The organism is Massilia sp. PAMC28688, assembly GCF_019443445.1.
In the GTDB taxonomy this organism is placed as follows: Bacteria; Pseudomonadota; Gammaproteobacteria; order Burkholderiales; family Burkholderiaceae_D; genus Telluria_A.
The window spans coordinates 1344628-1359394 of the sequence record NZ_CP080378.1 but is presented as its reverse complement, the minus strand read 5'-3'; the positions used below and the strand labels follow the sequence as shown (position 1 = coordinate 1359394).

Below are 14767 nucleotides of genomic sequence, written 5' to 3'. Positions count from 1 at the left end.
ACAATTGCGCTTCGCTTGCGCGTGCAACTGTCGGCCGATCGGTCCACTGTGTCGGCACCGAACCGCAGCATGCTAGTCATCGCAGCGGCGAAGCTGTTGTAGCGAGGCTGAAACCGCATGCCAATCTCGTTTGCCGCAAAGTTTCACGATTTTCCCGCTGCTAGTATTTCCCCTCGGCATCGACGGGCGTGGCGTTGGCGCTTGAGCCGGCCTGGGTGCACAAACGACAATGGGGAAATGTCTGTGAATATAACGCATCGATCGATCGCCATTGTGCTGTTGGCTAGCCAGCCTGCTGCCGTGTGGGCCGATGACGCTTCAGGGGCCGCGGTGCCGGTGGTGCAGGTGACGGGCGCGCAAAGTGATGCAGAGGCACGGCGCCAGTTCGTCGCCGGGAAGATCATTATCGGGCGCAAGCGCATCGAGGAAAGTGGCGTCCGCAAGGTCGAGGACATGCTCCGGCGCGAACCGGCCGTGACCGTAAGCAGTGACGGGCGCATCGGTCTTCTCAACATGCCCGGCTATACCCAGATACTGCTCGACGGGCAGGCGCCGGTCGGGCGTTCCCCCACCGAGCTTGACCTGGTCAGTGTCGAAAAGATCGAAATTGTCAAATCCAGCATGGCGGAGTACGGACCCTTTGGCGTTGCAGGGACAATCAACATCATCACCCGCAAGACGACGCGCAAGACAGAGACCGAGATTGCTGCCGGCATTGAAACCACGGGTGGCGAGCCCAAGGTGACGATGGACCTGTCGCGCAACAGCTCAGTGCAGGGATCGCCATTGCGGTACAGTTTTCAGCTTTCCGCAGAAGCGGGCTCCGGGCTGGAGCGCAGCAACATCAGCGAGTCCATTGCCGTTCGCGGTCAGTCCGACCAGCTACGCTGGCATGGTCAAAGCGACGGCAAGTCGCGCCAGGAAATGCTGTCCGGGTCGATGGACGTGATTTGGCAGCGCGCCGATGACGAAACGCTGACGCTGTCGCCTTCGATTGCCACCATGATAGACAAGAATGCCGCGCGCGATATTCGTCTGCCGGCTAGTGGCGTCGAATCCGCCGACACTGCTTGGGACCGGATACGGCTGGACATGTTGCGGGTGCCGGTGCGATGGGAATCCAAGCTGTCAAGTACCAGCAAAGCCGACGTGTCGGTAATGACCGCCTTTATCCGGTCGAACAGTGCAAGCAGCGGAATCGATGCAATTGCAGGCGCGCGAGGATCCGAGTGGCTTAGCCTGGACAAGCGACGCGGTGGCAGTCAAGCGCTCGACATGTCGTACCGAACGCGTCTGGCGAACGGGCACAACGTGAAATTGGGTTCGACAATTCGCCATATGAGACAGGTCATCCGTCATCGGTACGAACTTGATGGGGCCCGCGCATCTGCTTTCGATCTGCTCGGCGCGCGCAGCGCATGGCGCAACCGCAGCTTTCGCGTGTTTGTGCAGGATGAGTGGGAACTGAGCGAGAAGGTCGATGTCAATGCCGGTATGTCGGCCCAGGCCACCGATATCCAGGTAAGCGAGAATCGCTATCAGGTCAGGAATGAATCGCGGATACTCTCGCCCTCCCTGCATTTGTCGCGCAAGATTGGCAAGGACGATGCCAATCACCTACGCTTGAGCATCGCGCGCAGTTTCAAGGAAGTGGAAGAAGACGATTTGTCTGCGCATCCGGAAATTCACCCGCTCGCACCGTGCATTTCGGCTGCCTCCTGTGGCCCCAATTCAGCAGCGACGGCTGACAAGGTGGGAAACGCCATTTTGCGCCCGGAGCGGGCCCTGGGTATGACCGCATCATACGAGCATGCCATTGGCGCCGGCAGCCATGTCAATGTGGAGCTGTACAGCCGCCAGATCGATGACAAGATGGGCAAGGAAATTATCCTGCTGAGTGTCCCCTGGTCGGCGGATCCCCGCCATGTCATCCGGCCGGCCAATCTTGGTGATGCCCGTAGTTTGGGGCTGAGCGTGGAGATGGAGCTGGCGCTGCGCGACATTGCCGCAGAGGCGCCCAAACTGGCCATCCGCGGCAGTGCGGGGATCGCAGAATCGACGGTGTCGAACGTACCGGGTCCGGAAAACAAGCTGGATCGGCAAACACCATGGAATGCAAAGCTGGGCAGCAGCTACAGCATGGAAGGTTTCCCGATTACGTTCGATGCCGATGCATCGTGGGCCCCTTCGGTGTGGATCCGCACAAGCGCCGTGGAGAGAATCTATGTTGCGCGGGTCTTCACTTTCGAGGCCAGTGCCAAATGGCAGATGACGCCGGATCGCCGCTTGATTGTGGGAATGCGTTCTGCTTCGCCACGGACCCGCCACACCATTCATCAATATATTACTAATGATGAGCGCGTCAGCCGCTACGATGACTCTCGTAGATTTTCCACCATACGCGTGCAGTTCGAGAGCAGTCTGTAATCAATACTTCGCCACAAGGAATACCATGACAAGCAAAACCAAGCGCGTGCTATTGGACGCGGTGGCGATGGCGGCCACCATTGCTGCCGCCATCGCGGTCGGATGGCAGGTGCCGTCACTGTATCAAAAATTTCAGGGAATGGACAATGAGCGCCGCGGCGACTTCGCCCAGCACGTCACGCAGCATCGGCACAGGCTCACGCTGTATGGCACCACAACTTGTCCAGCCTGTGCGCATGCCCGGGCGCATTTAGTCAAAGCCGGCATTCCATTTAATGACCAGGTTATTGATCAATCAGATGCTGCAAAGCAAATGTATCAAAAGCTCGGCGAGCGCAGCGTGCCGATATTGGTATCAAAAACCGAATTGCTGATCGGCTATAACGCCGCGGCTTACGACCGGTTGGTAAGTCGCTGAAGCTCTTTAAAACTACGATAGGAATGGTCATGAAAAAATATCTTGTACCTTTTTTAGTCATCTTCAGTGTCGCGACGGTGACGGCACAAGCGGGGAAGCCAGAATTTGATGCTTGTGTTAAGCGATGCATGCCGGAAGTAAAAGATAGGGCCGAATGTAATCGGATTTGCGAGCCGTTCATTAGCAAATAGCGCTGATTGCACGACTATGAACTAATTCTTACGGGAGATTAATGTCGGAAACGCTGATACGATCATTATGAAGGTCCCTTAACTCAAGAATGGAATTCAATATGAACCGTCAGTTTTTTGCAAAAATGGTGATCGTTATTACTTGCGGCTCTGCATCAGCGGCACAGGCAGCGAAAGTGTGGGACCTTCACTGCTTTTTAAAATGTACGACAGCAAAGACCAAGATCAGCGATAAGATTTGCAATTATATTTGTACCACTGATTACAAGTAAATCGTTGCTGGAAACTTGAGGCCGCGGACATCTCATCAGTCCACTGGCCTCCGGGACGATTCGTCGCCCAACTTAGCCTGCCGCTAATCCCCCGACATCGCCTGCCGCTGGCGCTCCATGAATTCCTGCAGCGTATCGATGCCGCGCAACTGCAAAATGGTGTTGCGCACCGCCGCTTCGAGCAGCACCGCGATGTTGCGGCCGGCAGCCACGGGAATGACCACCTTGCGCACCGGCAGGCCCAGCACGTCTTCCGTCGGGAACAGGAACGGCAGCCGTTCCACTTCCTCTTCCAGCGCACTGCGCCGCACCAGATGAACGATCAGTTTGAGCCGCATCTTGCGCCTGACTGCCGTTTCACCAAAGATCGCCTTGATGTCGAGCAGTCCCAGCCCGCGCACTTCCAGCAGGTTCTGCAGCAATGGCGGGCAGCGGCCCTCGATCATGTTGGGCGCAATGCGCGAAAACTCCACCGCATCATCGGCCACCAGGCCATGGCTGCGCGAGATGAGTTCCAGTCCCAGCTCGCTCTTGCCCAGACCCGAGTCGCCCGTGATCAGTACCCCGACCCCCAGCACGTCCATGAAGACGCCATGCATGATGATGCGCTGGGCCAGTTTTTTGGACAGGTACACGCGCAGGAAGTCGATGACCTGCGCCGCCGGCAGGGGCGTGGAAAACAAGGGAATGTTCTGCTCGTCGCAGATGGCCAGGATGTCGGCAGGCGTCTCCAGACCCTGCGCAATGATCAGTGCGGGCGGGCCGCCTGCAATCAATTCGCCAATCACATGGCTGCGCGAACCGCTTTTGAGGCGGTGATAATAAGTGAGCTCCTGATGGCCAAACACCTGGATCCGGCCGGGGTGGATCAGGTTCAGGTGGCCGACCTGGTCGGCGGCGGACGCAACGTCCCCCGAGATCAGGCGTTCGCCGCCCGGAAAGCCGGCGAACCAGCCCAGCTGCAGGCTCTCGCGATTATCGTCGTACAGACGTTGAATGGTCAGCGGGGTTTGCAGCATGGACGGGCTTTTTCAGAGAGTGAAGGCGGCGGTGCCGCCCGGCACGCAAAGTTTAACCCAAGGCCTGCAGGCTTGGTTGCCAATTGGTGATGCGCGCATGGACCGACTTCGGGTCCGGATCATTGGTTAAGGCTGTGCGGAAGGCATCATCCGAAAACATCTCGGCAATTTCCGACAGAATCTCCAGGTGCTGCTGCGTCACATGATCGGGAATCAGCAGGAAAAACAGCAGGTTGACGGGCTGGCCATCGGGCGACTCGAAGGGGATCGGTTCGGCCAGGCGCACGAAGGCACCCAGCGGCGACTTGAGGCTCTTGCTGCCCTTGATGCGGCCGTGCGGGACCGCGACGCCATGGCCGAGCCCGGTTGAGCCAAGACGCTCGCGCGCGAACAAATTATCGGAGACCGTGGAACGGGCAATGCCGCAGTTGTTCTCGAAAATAAGACCCGCCTGTTCAAAGGCGCGCTTCTTGCTGGACACTTCGAGATCGAGCAACACGTTCTCAAGCGACAGGATTTTGCTGAGGTTAGTCATAACACTAAGTCGTATGGTGCGACGCACAAAGGTGCTTGCGAGCCAGAATTATAGGCCTGTTTTTCGTCACTGACATTCAAATTCGTCGCTCGCGCTCTGGCACGCAGATTGTTCTTTTGAAAGATGCATGGCAAATCGGGTAACACGACAAGCGAATCAGGCCTCGCCCGGCACTGTCACTCGCAAAAACCCGGTTATCTCCATGTTCTACAATACAATCGCCAGTAGATTCGCACGCGGACCGGATTTTCCCCGGAAGGAAACCCCCGCAGGCTGAATGTCCGACGGCGTTGTTTTATTGTAAATCACACCCCATCTTCCTGCCTAACATATTCCTGTGCGGCAATCCCGTCAAGCGTGCGTGATGTCGTGCTTGAGTCTCCTCAACTATTGCCTTGCCGTGCGCAGATTAGCCGGTGGCGGGCCGCTGAAGTTGCTGCGCCAGGGATTGATGTCCAGTCCGCCGCGCCGCGTGTAGCGGGCATACACGGCCAGCTTGGTGGGCGCGCATTGGCGCATGATGTCGACGAAAATGCGCTCCACGCATTGCTCGTGAAATTCGTTATGTTCACGAAAGCCGATCAGGTAGCGCAGCAAGCCTTCTTCATTGATCTGCGGTCCCACGTAGGAAATGGATATGCTGGCCCAGTCCGGCTGTCCCGTGACCAGGCAGTTGGACTTGAGCAGATGCGATACCAGCGTTTCTTCCACCGGCGCTTCGTCACTGGCTGCGCTCAGCAGGGACGGGGAGGGCGAGTACTGGTCGATATCGATATCGAGGCGGTCGATCAGGGTGCCCTCGAGTTCACCCATGCGGACCCTGTCGAACGTTTCTGGCAGCGTGAGCACAATGTGCACCGGCGCGCCAAAGCCGGCCGACAAATCTTCGCGCAGCAGGGCCAGCAGGGCGTCCGTGTTGGCCAGGCGCGTCTGGTTGAAGGAATTGAGATACAGCTTGAACGACTTGGACTCGATGATATTGGGCGAGTCGGCCGGCGCGGTAATGGTGGCAATGGCCACCTGCGGCTTGCCGCGCATGTTCAGCCATGACAGTTCATACGCGTTCCAGATATCGACGCCGAAAAACGGCAGGCGGCCCGTCAGCTGCAGCTCATCGCGCTTCTGCTGGCGCGGAATAGGGAACAGCAATTCCGGCGCGTAAGACGTCTGGTACGCGGCGGTTTTGCCCAGTGGCGATTGATCAGCGGTATTGCTCATGCGTGGTGCTTTCTTGACTTATGAATTGCCCAGGAACAGTTTGTACACGGGATTGGCGCTCTCATCCCAGTGGCGATAGCCGAGCGTGGTCAGGAACAGGCGGAAGGCATCCATTTCGGCGGGCGGCACTTGCAGGCCCACCAGGATGCGTCCGACGTCGCCGCCCTGGTTACGATAGTGGAACAGGGAGATATTCCAGTTCGGCGCCATGCTGGCCAAAAAGCGCATCAGGGCGCCGGGCCGCTCGGGGAACTCGAAACGATACAGCAGCTCGTCCTGTGCCAGCGCGCTTTTGCCGCCCACCAGGTGGCGGATGTGAAGCTTGGCCAGTTCATCGTGGGTGAGGTCGAGCGTCTTGAAGTCATTCTCTTCAAAGGTGCGTGCCAGCACGCCGGACTCCCCGCGGCTGGCAATCTGCACGCCGACGAACACGTGCGCCTCGCGCGCATCGCTCACCCGGTAATTAAACTCGGTGACATTGCGCGGGCCAATCAGCTGGCAAAAGCGCTTGAAGCTGCCGCGCTGCTCGGGAATGGTCACCGCGAATACCGCTTCGCGCGCTTCGCCCAGCTCCGCGCGTTCGGCCACGAAACGCAGGCGGTCGAAATTCATGTTGGCCCCGCACGCCACCGCGATCAGCGTCTCGTTGCGCACCGGGTTTTTCGACAGCGCAGAGCGCTCGACGTATGCCTTGGCACCGGCCACGGCCAGCGCGCCCGATGGTTCCAGGATGCTGCGCGTATCCTGGAACACGTCCTTGATGGCAGCGCAGATGGCATCGGTATCGACGATGATGATTTCGTCCACGTACTGGCGCGCCAACCGGAAGGTTTCCTCGCCCACCAGGCGCACCGCGGTGCCGTCGGCGAACAGGCCCACGTCCGGCAGTGTCACGCGCTCGCCAGCCTTGATCGAGCGCGCCATGGCATCCGAATCCAACGACTGCACCCCGATGATCTTGATGTCGGGCCGGATCTGCTTGACGTAGGTGGCCACGCCGCTGATCAGGCCACCGCCGCCAATGGCGACAAAGATGGCGTGGATCGGACCCGAATGCTGGCGCAGGATCTCCATGCCGATGGTGCCCTGGCCGGCGATCACGTCCGGGTCGTCGAAGGGATGGACAAAGGCCAGCTTCTGCTCCTTTTCCAGCGTGAGCGCGTGGTTGTAGGCGTCGGTGTACGAGTCGCCATGCAGGATCACTTCCACCGCCGCGCCGCCGAAGGACTTGACGGCATCGACCTTCACGCTTGGCGTGGTGGTGGGCATGACGATCACGGCGCGGCAGCCAAGGCGCGCGGCCGACATGGCCACGCCCTGCGCGTGGTTGCCGGCGGAGGCGCAAATGACACCGCGCTTCAGCTGCGCCGGCGGCAGGTTGGCCATCTTGTTGTAGGCGCCGCGAATCTTGAAGCTGAAGACATCCTGCATGTCCTCGCGCTTGAAGTAAATGCGGTTCTCAATGCGCTGCGACAGCTGCGGCGCCAATTCCAGCGGCGTTTCGGATGCCACGTCGTACACGCGCGCGGTCAGGATTTTCTTCAGGTAGTCGATAGTCATAGTCTGCTGAACAATGTGATTCTTGGGCCGGCGTAGCCGGATCGCGATGTTGTTGACGCTGGACTGAATTGTCGGCTGATGACCGAGGCGTGCAGTGCGATGCGCCAGCCCGGGTGGCGGGCGGGACGAATCGTGTCGATGCTATACATTTTCCTCATTATAATGGACCGGTCCTGTTGCCACCGAAGCAGCCATGTTCAAATTCCCTTCAACCATGCCGTTTTTTGCCGTGCCCGTGCAGCACGTGCCTTGCCATGATTGAAAGCGCTGTCCTGTGGCTGCTCAAGCTGCTCTCGGCGCCAGCAGTAGGGCTCAGTTCCGTCTTTGTCATTTCATTCGTGTCGGCCACCCTGGTGCCGCTGGGATCGGAGCCGGCCGTGTTTGCGGTCGTGAAGGGCAACAGCGCCATGTTCTGGCCGGCGATTTTGGTGGCAACGCTCGGCAACACTCTTGGCGGGGCGCTCGACTACTTCATTGGCTACCGCGCCAAAAAGGCTTTTGCCAAGGAGCGCGAAAGCCGCTGGTTTGGCTGGCTGGCGCGCTATGGCGCCAAGACCATGCTGCTGTCGTGGCTGCCCGGGATTGGCGACCCTCTGTGCACGCTGGGCGGCTGGCTGCACCTGCCGTTCTGGCCCAGCGTGGGCTACATGGCCATCGGCAAATTCATGCGCTATCTCACCATGACCTCCGCGCTGCTTTATATCCCCGACGGTTTCTGGAAAGACTTGGCGCGTCTGCTGGGTGGCTAAGACGGGCGCAGGTAGCGCTAAGTGCGGCGCGACACTGTCACTCCTGCCCGCCAGTTTCGACCATGCAAGCCATGACGTAATGGACTGACGCAGTGGTCAGACCACTTGGACTGACGCAGTGGTCAGACCACTTGGCGGAAAAGGCTGAGTCGAGAGGTAGGAATGCTTACCGCCGCTGCGGCGCCGGGGCATGAACACCAATTGTGTCGCCCAAAACATTGTTTTCGCCTCGTTTAAGTGGTCTGACCCTGGTATAAGGAAATTAATTTGGGGACGGGCGGGACTGACGCAGTGGTCAGACCACTTGGCGGAAAAGGCTGAGTCGAGAGGTAGGAATGCTTACCGCCGCTGCGGCGCCGGGGCATGAACACCAATTGTGTCGCCCAAAACATTGTTTTCGCCTCGTTTAAGTGGTCTGACCCTGGTATAAGGAAATTAATCCGGTGGATGGGCAGGTGTGTGATGTTGGCAGCCGGATACTGTACAAGCTTTGCCTTTCGATGAAATCAGGCAAATAAGTACGATGTCAAATTGGTAAATGGCAAAATTTGTTCGACCGATTGGATAGTCAGGCAAATAATTGGTGGCGGGATGATTGCTTCTGTCTATGTTGAAATGCCCCGCCGGGCAACGTTGTGCAGCGCAATACGCTAGAATGGACCTCCCACAGGGTCAGTCCACCGAGTCCACACCACATGAACGCCCCCGCACAAATCACCGCCTTGCTGGCGGATACGCCGAACGGCCACGCAGCCACCCGCCTGCGCGAAATCCCGTATAACTACACGTCCTTCTCCGACCGCGAAATCGTGATCCGGCTGCTGGGCGAGTCGTCGTGGGAGCTGCTCGACGAATTGCGCGGCTCGCGCCAGACCGGCCGTTCAGCGCGCATGCTGTACGAGGTGCTGGGCGATATCTGGGTGGTGCGGCGCAATCCGTACCTGCAGGACGATATGCTGGATAACCCTAAGCGCCGCCAGGAACTGATCGACGCGCTCCATCACCGCCTGGCGGAAGTGGACAAGCGCCGCATGACGATTGACGCGGCCGACGGCGTCGCTCCCGATTCGGAAGAAGCAAAACGCCGCAGCGCCAACGTGGAAAAGCTGCTCAAGGCCGCCAGCAAGGCCGTGGAAGACTTTGGCAACGAGTTCCGCACCACCTGGGACCTGCGCAAGCGCACCATGAAGGTCTTGGGCCGCTATACGGAAAAGCACAACATCCGCTTCGATGGCATGAAGCGCGTGTCGCACGTGACCGACGCCACCGACTGGCGCGTCGAGTATCCCTTCGTGGTCCTCACGCCTGACTCCGAAGATGAAATGGCAGGCCTGGTCAAGGGCTGCATCGAGCTTGGCCTGACGATCATCCCGCGCGGCGGCGGCACCGGATACACCGGCGGCGCCATTCCGCTCACGCCCATGTCGGCCGTGATCAATACCGAAAAACTGATCCAGCTGGGCGAAGTGGAAATGGTCACGCTGCCCGGCGTGGACCGCGAATACGCGACCATCTATTCCGGCGCTGGCGTGGTCACCAAGCGCGTGTCCGATGCGGCCGACAAGGCGGGCTTCGTGTTCGCGGTCGATCCCACCTCGGCCGAAGCGTCCTGCATCGGCGGTAACATCGCCATGAATGCCGGTGGCAAGAAGGCGGTCCTGTGGGGCACCGCGCTCGACAACCTGGCATCGTGGAAGATGGTCGACCCCAACGGCGACTGGCTGGAAGTAACCCGCATCGGCCACAACCTGTCGAAGATCCACGACGCGCCGACCGCCACCTTCAAGCTCGAATGGACCCATCCCAACGCACGCGGCGAAGCGAAAGATGCACCGTTCAAGACTGAAATGCTGGTCGTTGAAGGCAAGCGCTTTCGCAAGGAAGGCCTGGGCAAGGACGTCACCGACAAGTTCCTCTCCGGCCTGCCCGGCATCCAGAAGGAAGGTTGCGATGGCCTGATCACCTCGGCCCGCTGGATCTTGCACAAGCTGCCGGCGCATGCGCGCACGGTATGCCTGGAGTTCTTCGGCCAGGCGCGCGACGCCATTCCATCGATCGTGGAAATCAAGGATTACCTCGACGGTCTGCCGGCCAAGGGCGGCCCCGCTTTTGCCACGATCCGCCTGGCCGGCCTGGAGCACCTGGACGAGCGTTATCTGCGCGCCGTCGGTTACGCCACCAAGTCCAAGCGCGGCGTGCTGCCCAAGATGGCGCTGTTCGGCGACATCGTGGGCGATGATGAAAACGCCGTGGCGCAGGCCGCGTCGGAGGTGGTGCGCATTGCGAACACGCGCGTGGGCGAAGGCTTTGTCGCCGTCAGCGCCGAGGCGCGCAAGAAGTTCTGGCTCGATCGCGCCCGCACCGCAGCCATCGCCAAGCACACCAACGCCTTCAAGATCAATGAAGACGTGGTCATCCCGCTCAATCGCATGGGCGAGTACACCGACGGCATCGAGCGCATCAACATCGAGCTGTCGATCAAGAACAAGCTGCAGTTCGCCGACCAGATGATCGACTTCTTTGCCGCCGGCCATCTGCCGGTCGCGAAAAGCGATGACGCGGCGGGCGAGGGCATCGGCGACCAGGAAATGCTGGGCGACCGCGTACCGCAGGCGCAGGAAGTGCTGGCCACCACGCGTGCGCGCTGGACCTTCATCCTGGCCAACCTGGACATGCCCCTGGCCGAGGCCAGGGAACGCCTGTACGCACTGGGCCTGCAGCGCCTCGACGTCGTGTTCGATGCGCGCCTGGCGCAGCAGCCCGATGCCACCCTGTTCGATGTGGTTCAGGACCGTACGGTACGCATCTCGTGGAAGCTGGAAGTGCGCGCCCAGATGCGCCAGATCTTCAACGGCGGGGCGTTCAAGCTGATTCTCGACGAGATATCGGCGCGCCACCAGCGCGTGCTGCGTTCGCGCGTGTTCGTGGCGCTGCACATGCACGCCGGCGACGGCAACGTGCACACCAACCTGCCGGTCAACTCCGACGACTACGCCATGCTGCAGGATGCCCACGAAGCCGTGGGCCGCATCATGAAGCTGGCACGTTCGCTCGATGGCGTCATCTCGGGCGAGCATGGCATCGGCATCACCAAGCTGGAATTTCTGACCGAGGAAGAAATCGGCGACTTCCGCGACTACAAGCTGCGCATCGATCCGGAGGGCCGCTTCAACAAGGGCAAGCTCCTGAACCTGCCCGAATACGAGGCCGACCTGCGCAACGCCTACACGCCATCGTTCGGCCTGATGGGGCACGAGTCGCTGATCATGCAGCAAAGCGACATTGGCGAGATCGCCAACAGCATCAAGGACTGCCTGCGCTGCGGCAAGTGCAAGCCGGTCTGCACCACGCATGTCCCGCGCGCCAATCTGCTGTATTCGCCGCGCGACAAGATCCTTGCCACCTCCGCCCTGATCGAAGCCTTCCTGTACGAAGAGCAGACCCGCCGCGGCGTCTCCATCAAGCACTGGGAAGAGTTCGAGGACGTGGCCGATCACTGCACGGTATGCCACAAGTGCGTCACGCCGTGCCCGGTCAATATCGACTTTGGCGACGTGTCCATGAACATGCGCAACCTGCTGCGCAAGATGAACAAGAAGTCCTTCAAGCCGGCCAACAAGGCGGCCATGTTCTTCCTCAATGCGACCGATCCGACCACCATCAACGCCACGCGCCAGGTGATGGCCGGCTGGGGCTTCAAGGCCCAGCGCTTTGGCAACCGCGTGTTCCGCCAGCTGGCGAAAAAGCAGACCAAGGCGCCGCCGCCAAGCACGGGCAAGCCGCCGGTGCGCGAGCAGGTGATCCACTTCATCAACAAGAAGATGCCCGGTAACCTGCCCAAGAAGACGGCCCGCGCGCTGCTCGATATCGAGGACGACAAGGTCATTCCGATCATCCGCAATCCCAAGCTGACCACGGCCGATACGGAAGCGGTGTTCTACTTCCCGGGCTGCGGCTCCGAGCGATTGTTCTCGCAGGTGGGCCTGGCCACGCAGGCCATGCTGTGGGAAGTGGGCGTGCAGACCGTGCTGCCGCCGGGTTACCTGTGCTGCGGCTATCCGCAGCGCGGCGCCGGCCAGTACGACAAGGCCGACAAGATGATGACGGATAACCGCGTGCTGTTCCATCGCATGGCCAACACGCTCAACTACCTGGACATCAAGACGGTGCTGGTCTCCTGCGGCACTTGCTACGACCAGCTGGCAACCTATGAATTCGAGAAGATTTTCCCGGGCTGCCGCATCATGGACATCCACGAATACCTACTCGAAAAGGGCGTCAAGCTCGAAGGCGTCAACGGCACGCGCTACATGTATCACGAGCCTTGCCACAATCCGATGAAGCTGCAGGATTCGGTCAAGACGGTCAACGCGCTGGTGTCGACGGTGGATAACGTGAAGATCGAAAAGAATGACCGCTGCTGCGGCGAGTCCGGCACCTTTGGCGTGTCGCGCCCCGACATCGCGACCCAGGTGCGCTTTCGCAAGGAAGGCGAAATGGAGAAGGGGGCCGACAAGCTGCGCGCCGACGGCTTTACCGGCGACGTCAAGATCCTGACCAGCTGCCCGTCATGCCTGCAGGGCCTGTCGCGCTACAACGATGATGCCGGCACCACGGCAGACTATATCGTGATCGAGATCGCGCGCCACCTGCTGGGCGAGAACTGGCTGCCGGAATATGTGGCCCGTGCCAACAGCGGCGGCATCGAGCGGGTGCTGGTATGACCTGCGAGCTGTGTCATCTGGCGATCGAACCGGTCTGGCGCAACGATAAATTCGCGGTCATCCTGGTGGACGACGCGGCCTATCCCGGTTTTTGCCGGGTGATCTGGCACGACCATATCAAGGAAATGAGCGACCTGGCGCAGGACGACCGCCTGCTGCTCAATGACGCCGTGTGGAAGGTGGAAGAGGCGCTGCGCGAAACGATGCAGCCGCTGAAGGTCAATGTGGCAAGCCTGGGCAACGTGGTACCGCACCTGCACTGGCACGTGATCCCGCGCTTTGCCGACGATGCGCACTTTCCTGCGCCGGTGTGGGCCGCAGCAGCCCGCACCACCGGCGACGCCATCCTGGCGCAGCGCCGCGCGCTGCTGCCCCAACTGAGAACGGCCATCGTGCGCCGCTTCGGAGCCTGAATTGAATCCTACTGCCCTGACCGTCCACCAGAAGTCGCGCGTGCTCGATATCGCCTTTGACGATGGCCGCGAATTTTCTCTGCCTTTCGAATATCTGCGCGTGTTTTCGCCATCGGCGCAGGTGCGCGGCCACGGCCAGGGACAGGAAGTGCTCCAGGTCGGCAAGCGCGAGGTGGGGATCACGGGTGTGGAGCCGGTCGGTAACTACGCGATCCAGCCCACTTTCTCCGACGGCCACAACACGGGCCTGTATTCCTGGGATTACCTCTACAAGCTCGGCAGCGAGCAGGCCACGCTGTGGGCCGACTATCTTGCCCGCCTGCAGGCAGCCGGATTTGAAGGCGACAGCGGCCGGGCGCCGGGCGCCGTGCTGGCCGGCGGCGCCACGGCGGCAAAAGGTTGCGGCCACAATCATTGATTGTGCATTGACCTCCCGTGTGGCGGTGCTAATATGGCTACATTGCCAAATTGGCACAATGACCCGAGGAGGTTCCATGCGTGCACTGCTCCGTACCGCTCTGCTTTCGCTCTGCCTGTTCTCACCGGCTTCGCACGCCGCGCCTGACAAAGCCGCCCTGGTTGGCAATTACTCGCTCCAGGGCGCCACGGAGGTCGGGTCCCTGCTGGCGCTGCACAAGGATGGCACGTACCAGTGGATGATGAGTTACGGCAACCAGGACCTGGCCAGCGCCGGGGTATGGGAAGTCAAGGGTCAGAACGTGTTGCTGACGTCGCGCCGGGAACCGGTCAAGTTCCGCCCGTTCACGGAACAAGAGCTGACCTTCAAGAAGCAGCCCAAGCCGGGCGTGTGGGTGGCCGTGGTGGGCGTGCCGCATCAGGGGCCGGTAGCGGATGTGGAGGTGCGCTTTGAAGCGAAGTCCGGCAAATCGGCCACCGCCACATCCTTGCCCAATGGCGACGCCATCGTCGACATGCCCGCCAGCGAGACCTGGGCGCGCGCCGGCCTGCGGCCCAAGGGCACCAGCGGCCAGTATCAGTGGATGGATGTCCCGGCTGCGCGCAGCAAAGCGCGCATCGCCGCTTTCGCTGTCTCCAATCCCCAGGTCTTGCAAAATGGCTTTGCGAGTATGGAGCTGAAGCGGGAAAAAGGCGCCCTGGTACCAACCGGGGACACTGCCATACGCGGCCGCTACGTCAAGGAGCCCTAGCCTGCCGGCGTAGTGGAAAAACCCGGTGCCGCCTGCGCGCCGGGTTAACGATGTCGCTTGTATAATGCATGC

General features: G+C 60.5%; 12 protein-coding genes. 8 read left to right on the top strand and 4 right to left on the bottom strand.

The genetic code is table 11. The features are described 5' to 3' along the window. Positions 1-243 precede the first annotated feature (243 nt). The 3 genes from KY495_RS06035 to KY495_RS06025 are packed head-to-tail and all read left to right on the top strand — an operon-like array spanning position 244 to position 3036. Positions 244-2427, top strand: coding sequence for a TonB-dependent siderophore receptor (locus KY495_RS06035; protein WP_219882815.1), 2184 nt, complete (start codon positions 244-246; stop codon positions 2425-2427). Positions 2428-2452: 25 nt separating this feature from the next. Beyond that, entirely contained in the window at positions 2453-2845 is a 393-nt protein-coding gene (locus KY495_RS06030; protein WP_219882814.1) for a glutaredoxin family protein, read from the top strand. A 29-nt stretch (positions 2846-2874) separates the two neighbouring features. After that, positions 2875-3036, top strand: a complete 162-nt coding sequence (locus KY495_RS06025; protein WP_219882813.1) for a hypothetical protein — start codon at positions 2875-2877, stop codon at positions 3034-3036. Positions 3037-3391: 355 nt separating this feature from the next. On the opposite strand, the gene hprK is transcribed toward KY495_RS06025, so the two are convergent. The 4 genes from hprK to ilvA form a co-directional block, all read right to left on the bottom strand. After that, positions 3392-4327 carry an HPr(Ser) kinase/phosphatase gene (gene hprK / locus KY495_RS06020; RefSeq protein WP_219882812.1) on the bottom strand — a complete coding sequence of 312 codons (936 nt, stop codon included), beginning with the start codon at positions 4325-4327 and terminating at the stop codon, positions 3392-3394. 52 nt (positions 4328-4379) lie between these two features. Next, positions 4380-4862: a PTS sugar transporter subunit IIA gene (locus KY495_RS06015; RefSeq protein WP_219882811.1), complete on the bottom strand. Its 483-nt coding sequence runs from the start codon at positions 4860-4862 to the stop codon at positions 4380-4382. Positions 4863-5249: 387 nt separating this feature from the next. Beyond that, positions 5250-6080, bottom strand: coding sequence for an NADPH-dependent 7-cyano-7-deazaguanine reductase QueF (queF, locus tag KY495_RS06010; protein WP_219882810.1), 831 nt, complete (start codon positions 6078-6080; stop codon positions 5250-5252). 18 nt (positions 6081-6098) lie between these two features. Further along, positions 6099-7748 carry a threonine ammonia-lyase, biosynthetic gene (ilvA, locus tag KY495_RS06005; RefSeq protein ID WP_374041007.1) on the bottom strand — a complete coding sequence of 550 codons (1650 nt, stop codon included), beginning with the start codon at positions 7746-7748 and terminating at the stop codon, positions 6099-6101. A gap of 146 nt (positions 7749-7894) precedes the next feature. On the opposite strand from ilvA, the gene KY495_RS06000 reads away from it, so the two are divergent. From KY495_RS06000 to KY495_RS05980, 5 genes are all read left to right on the top strand, one after another. Further along, entirely contained in the window at positions 7895-8389 is a 495-nt protein-coding gene (locus tag KY495_RS06000; RefSeq protein WP_219882808.1) for a YqaA family protein, read from the top strand. A gap of 695 nt (positions 8390-9084) precedes the next feature. After that, on the top strand, positions 9085-13113 hold the full coding sequence (locus tag KY495_RS05995) for an FAD/FMN-binding oxidoreductase (protein ID WP_219882807.1): 4029 nt from the start codon (positions 9085-9087) through the stop codon (positions 13111-13113). After that, the gene (locus KY495_RS05990; RefSeq protein ID WP_219882806.1) at positions 13110-13526 is read left to right on the top strand and encodes an HIT family protein; all 417 of its coding nucleotides are present in this window, start codon (positions 13110-13112) and stop codon (positions 13524-13526) included. Before KY495_RS05995 ends, KY495_RS05990 begins: the two co-directional genes overlap by 4 nt. A gap of 1 nt (position 13527) precedes the next feature. After that, positions 13528-13944, top strand: coding sequence for a gamma-butyrobetaine hydroxylase-like domain-containing protein (locus KY495_RS05985; RefSeq protein ID WP_219882805.1), 417 nt, complete (start codon positions 13528-13530; stop codon positions 13942-13944). A gap of 76 nt (positions 13945-14020) precedes the next feature. Beyond that, on the top strand, positions 14021-14695 hold the full coding sequence (locus tag KY495_RS05980) for a hypothetical protein (protein ID WP_219882804.1): 675 nt from the start codon (positions 14021-14023) through the stop codon (positions 14693-14695). Positions 14696-14767: the final 72 nt, after the last annotated feature.

Bases quoted from the DNA above. Each gene is read 5' to 3' on its own strand.
- KY495_RS06030 (WP_219882814.1), top strand. From the start codon at position 2,453: ATGACAAGCAAAACCAAGCGCGTGCTATTGGACGCGGTGGCGATGGCG.
- KY495_RS06025 (WP_219882813.1), top strand. From the start codon at position 2,875: ATGAAAAAATATCTTGTACCTTTTTTAGTCATCTTCAGTGTCGCGACG.
- hprK (WP_219882812.1), bottom strand. From the start codon at position 4,327: ATGCTGCAAACCCCGCTGACCATTCAACGTCTGTACGACGATAATCGC.
- KY495_RS06015 (WP_219882811.1), bottom strand. From the start codon at position 4,862: ATGACTAACCTCAGCAAAATCCTGTCGCTTGAGAACGTGTTGCTCGAT.
- queF (WP_219882810.1), bottom strand. From the start codon at position 6,080: ATGAGCAATACCGCTGATCAATCGCCACTGGGCAAAACCGCCGCGTAC.
- KY495_RS06000 (WP_219882808.1), top strand. From the start codon at position 7,895: ATGATTGAAAGCGCTGTCCTGTGGCTGCTCAAGCTGCTCTCGGCGCCA.
- KY495_RS05995 (WP_219882807.1), top strand. From the start codon at position 9,085: ATGAACGCCCCCGCACAAATCACCGCCTTGCTGGCGGATACGCCGAAC.
- KY495_RS05990 (WP_219882806.1), top strand. From the start codon at position 13,110: ATGACCTGCGAGCTGTGTCATCTGGCGATCGAACCGGTCTGGCGCAAC.
- KY495_RS05980 (WP_219882804.1), top strand. From the start codon at position 14,021: ATGCGTGCACTGCTCCGTACCGCTCTGCTTTCGCTCTGCCTGTTCTCA.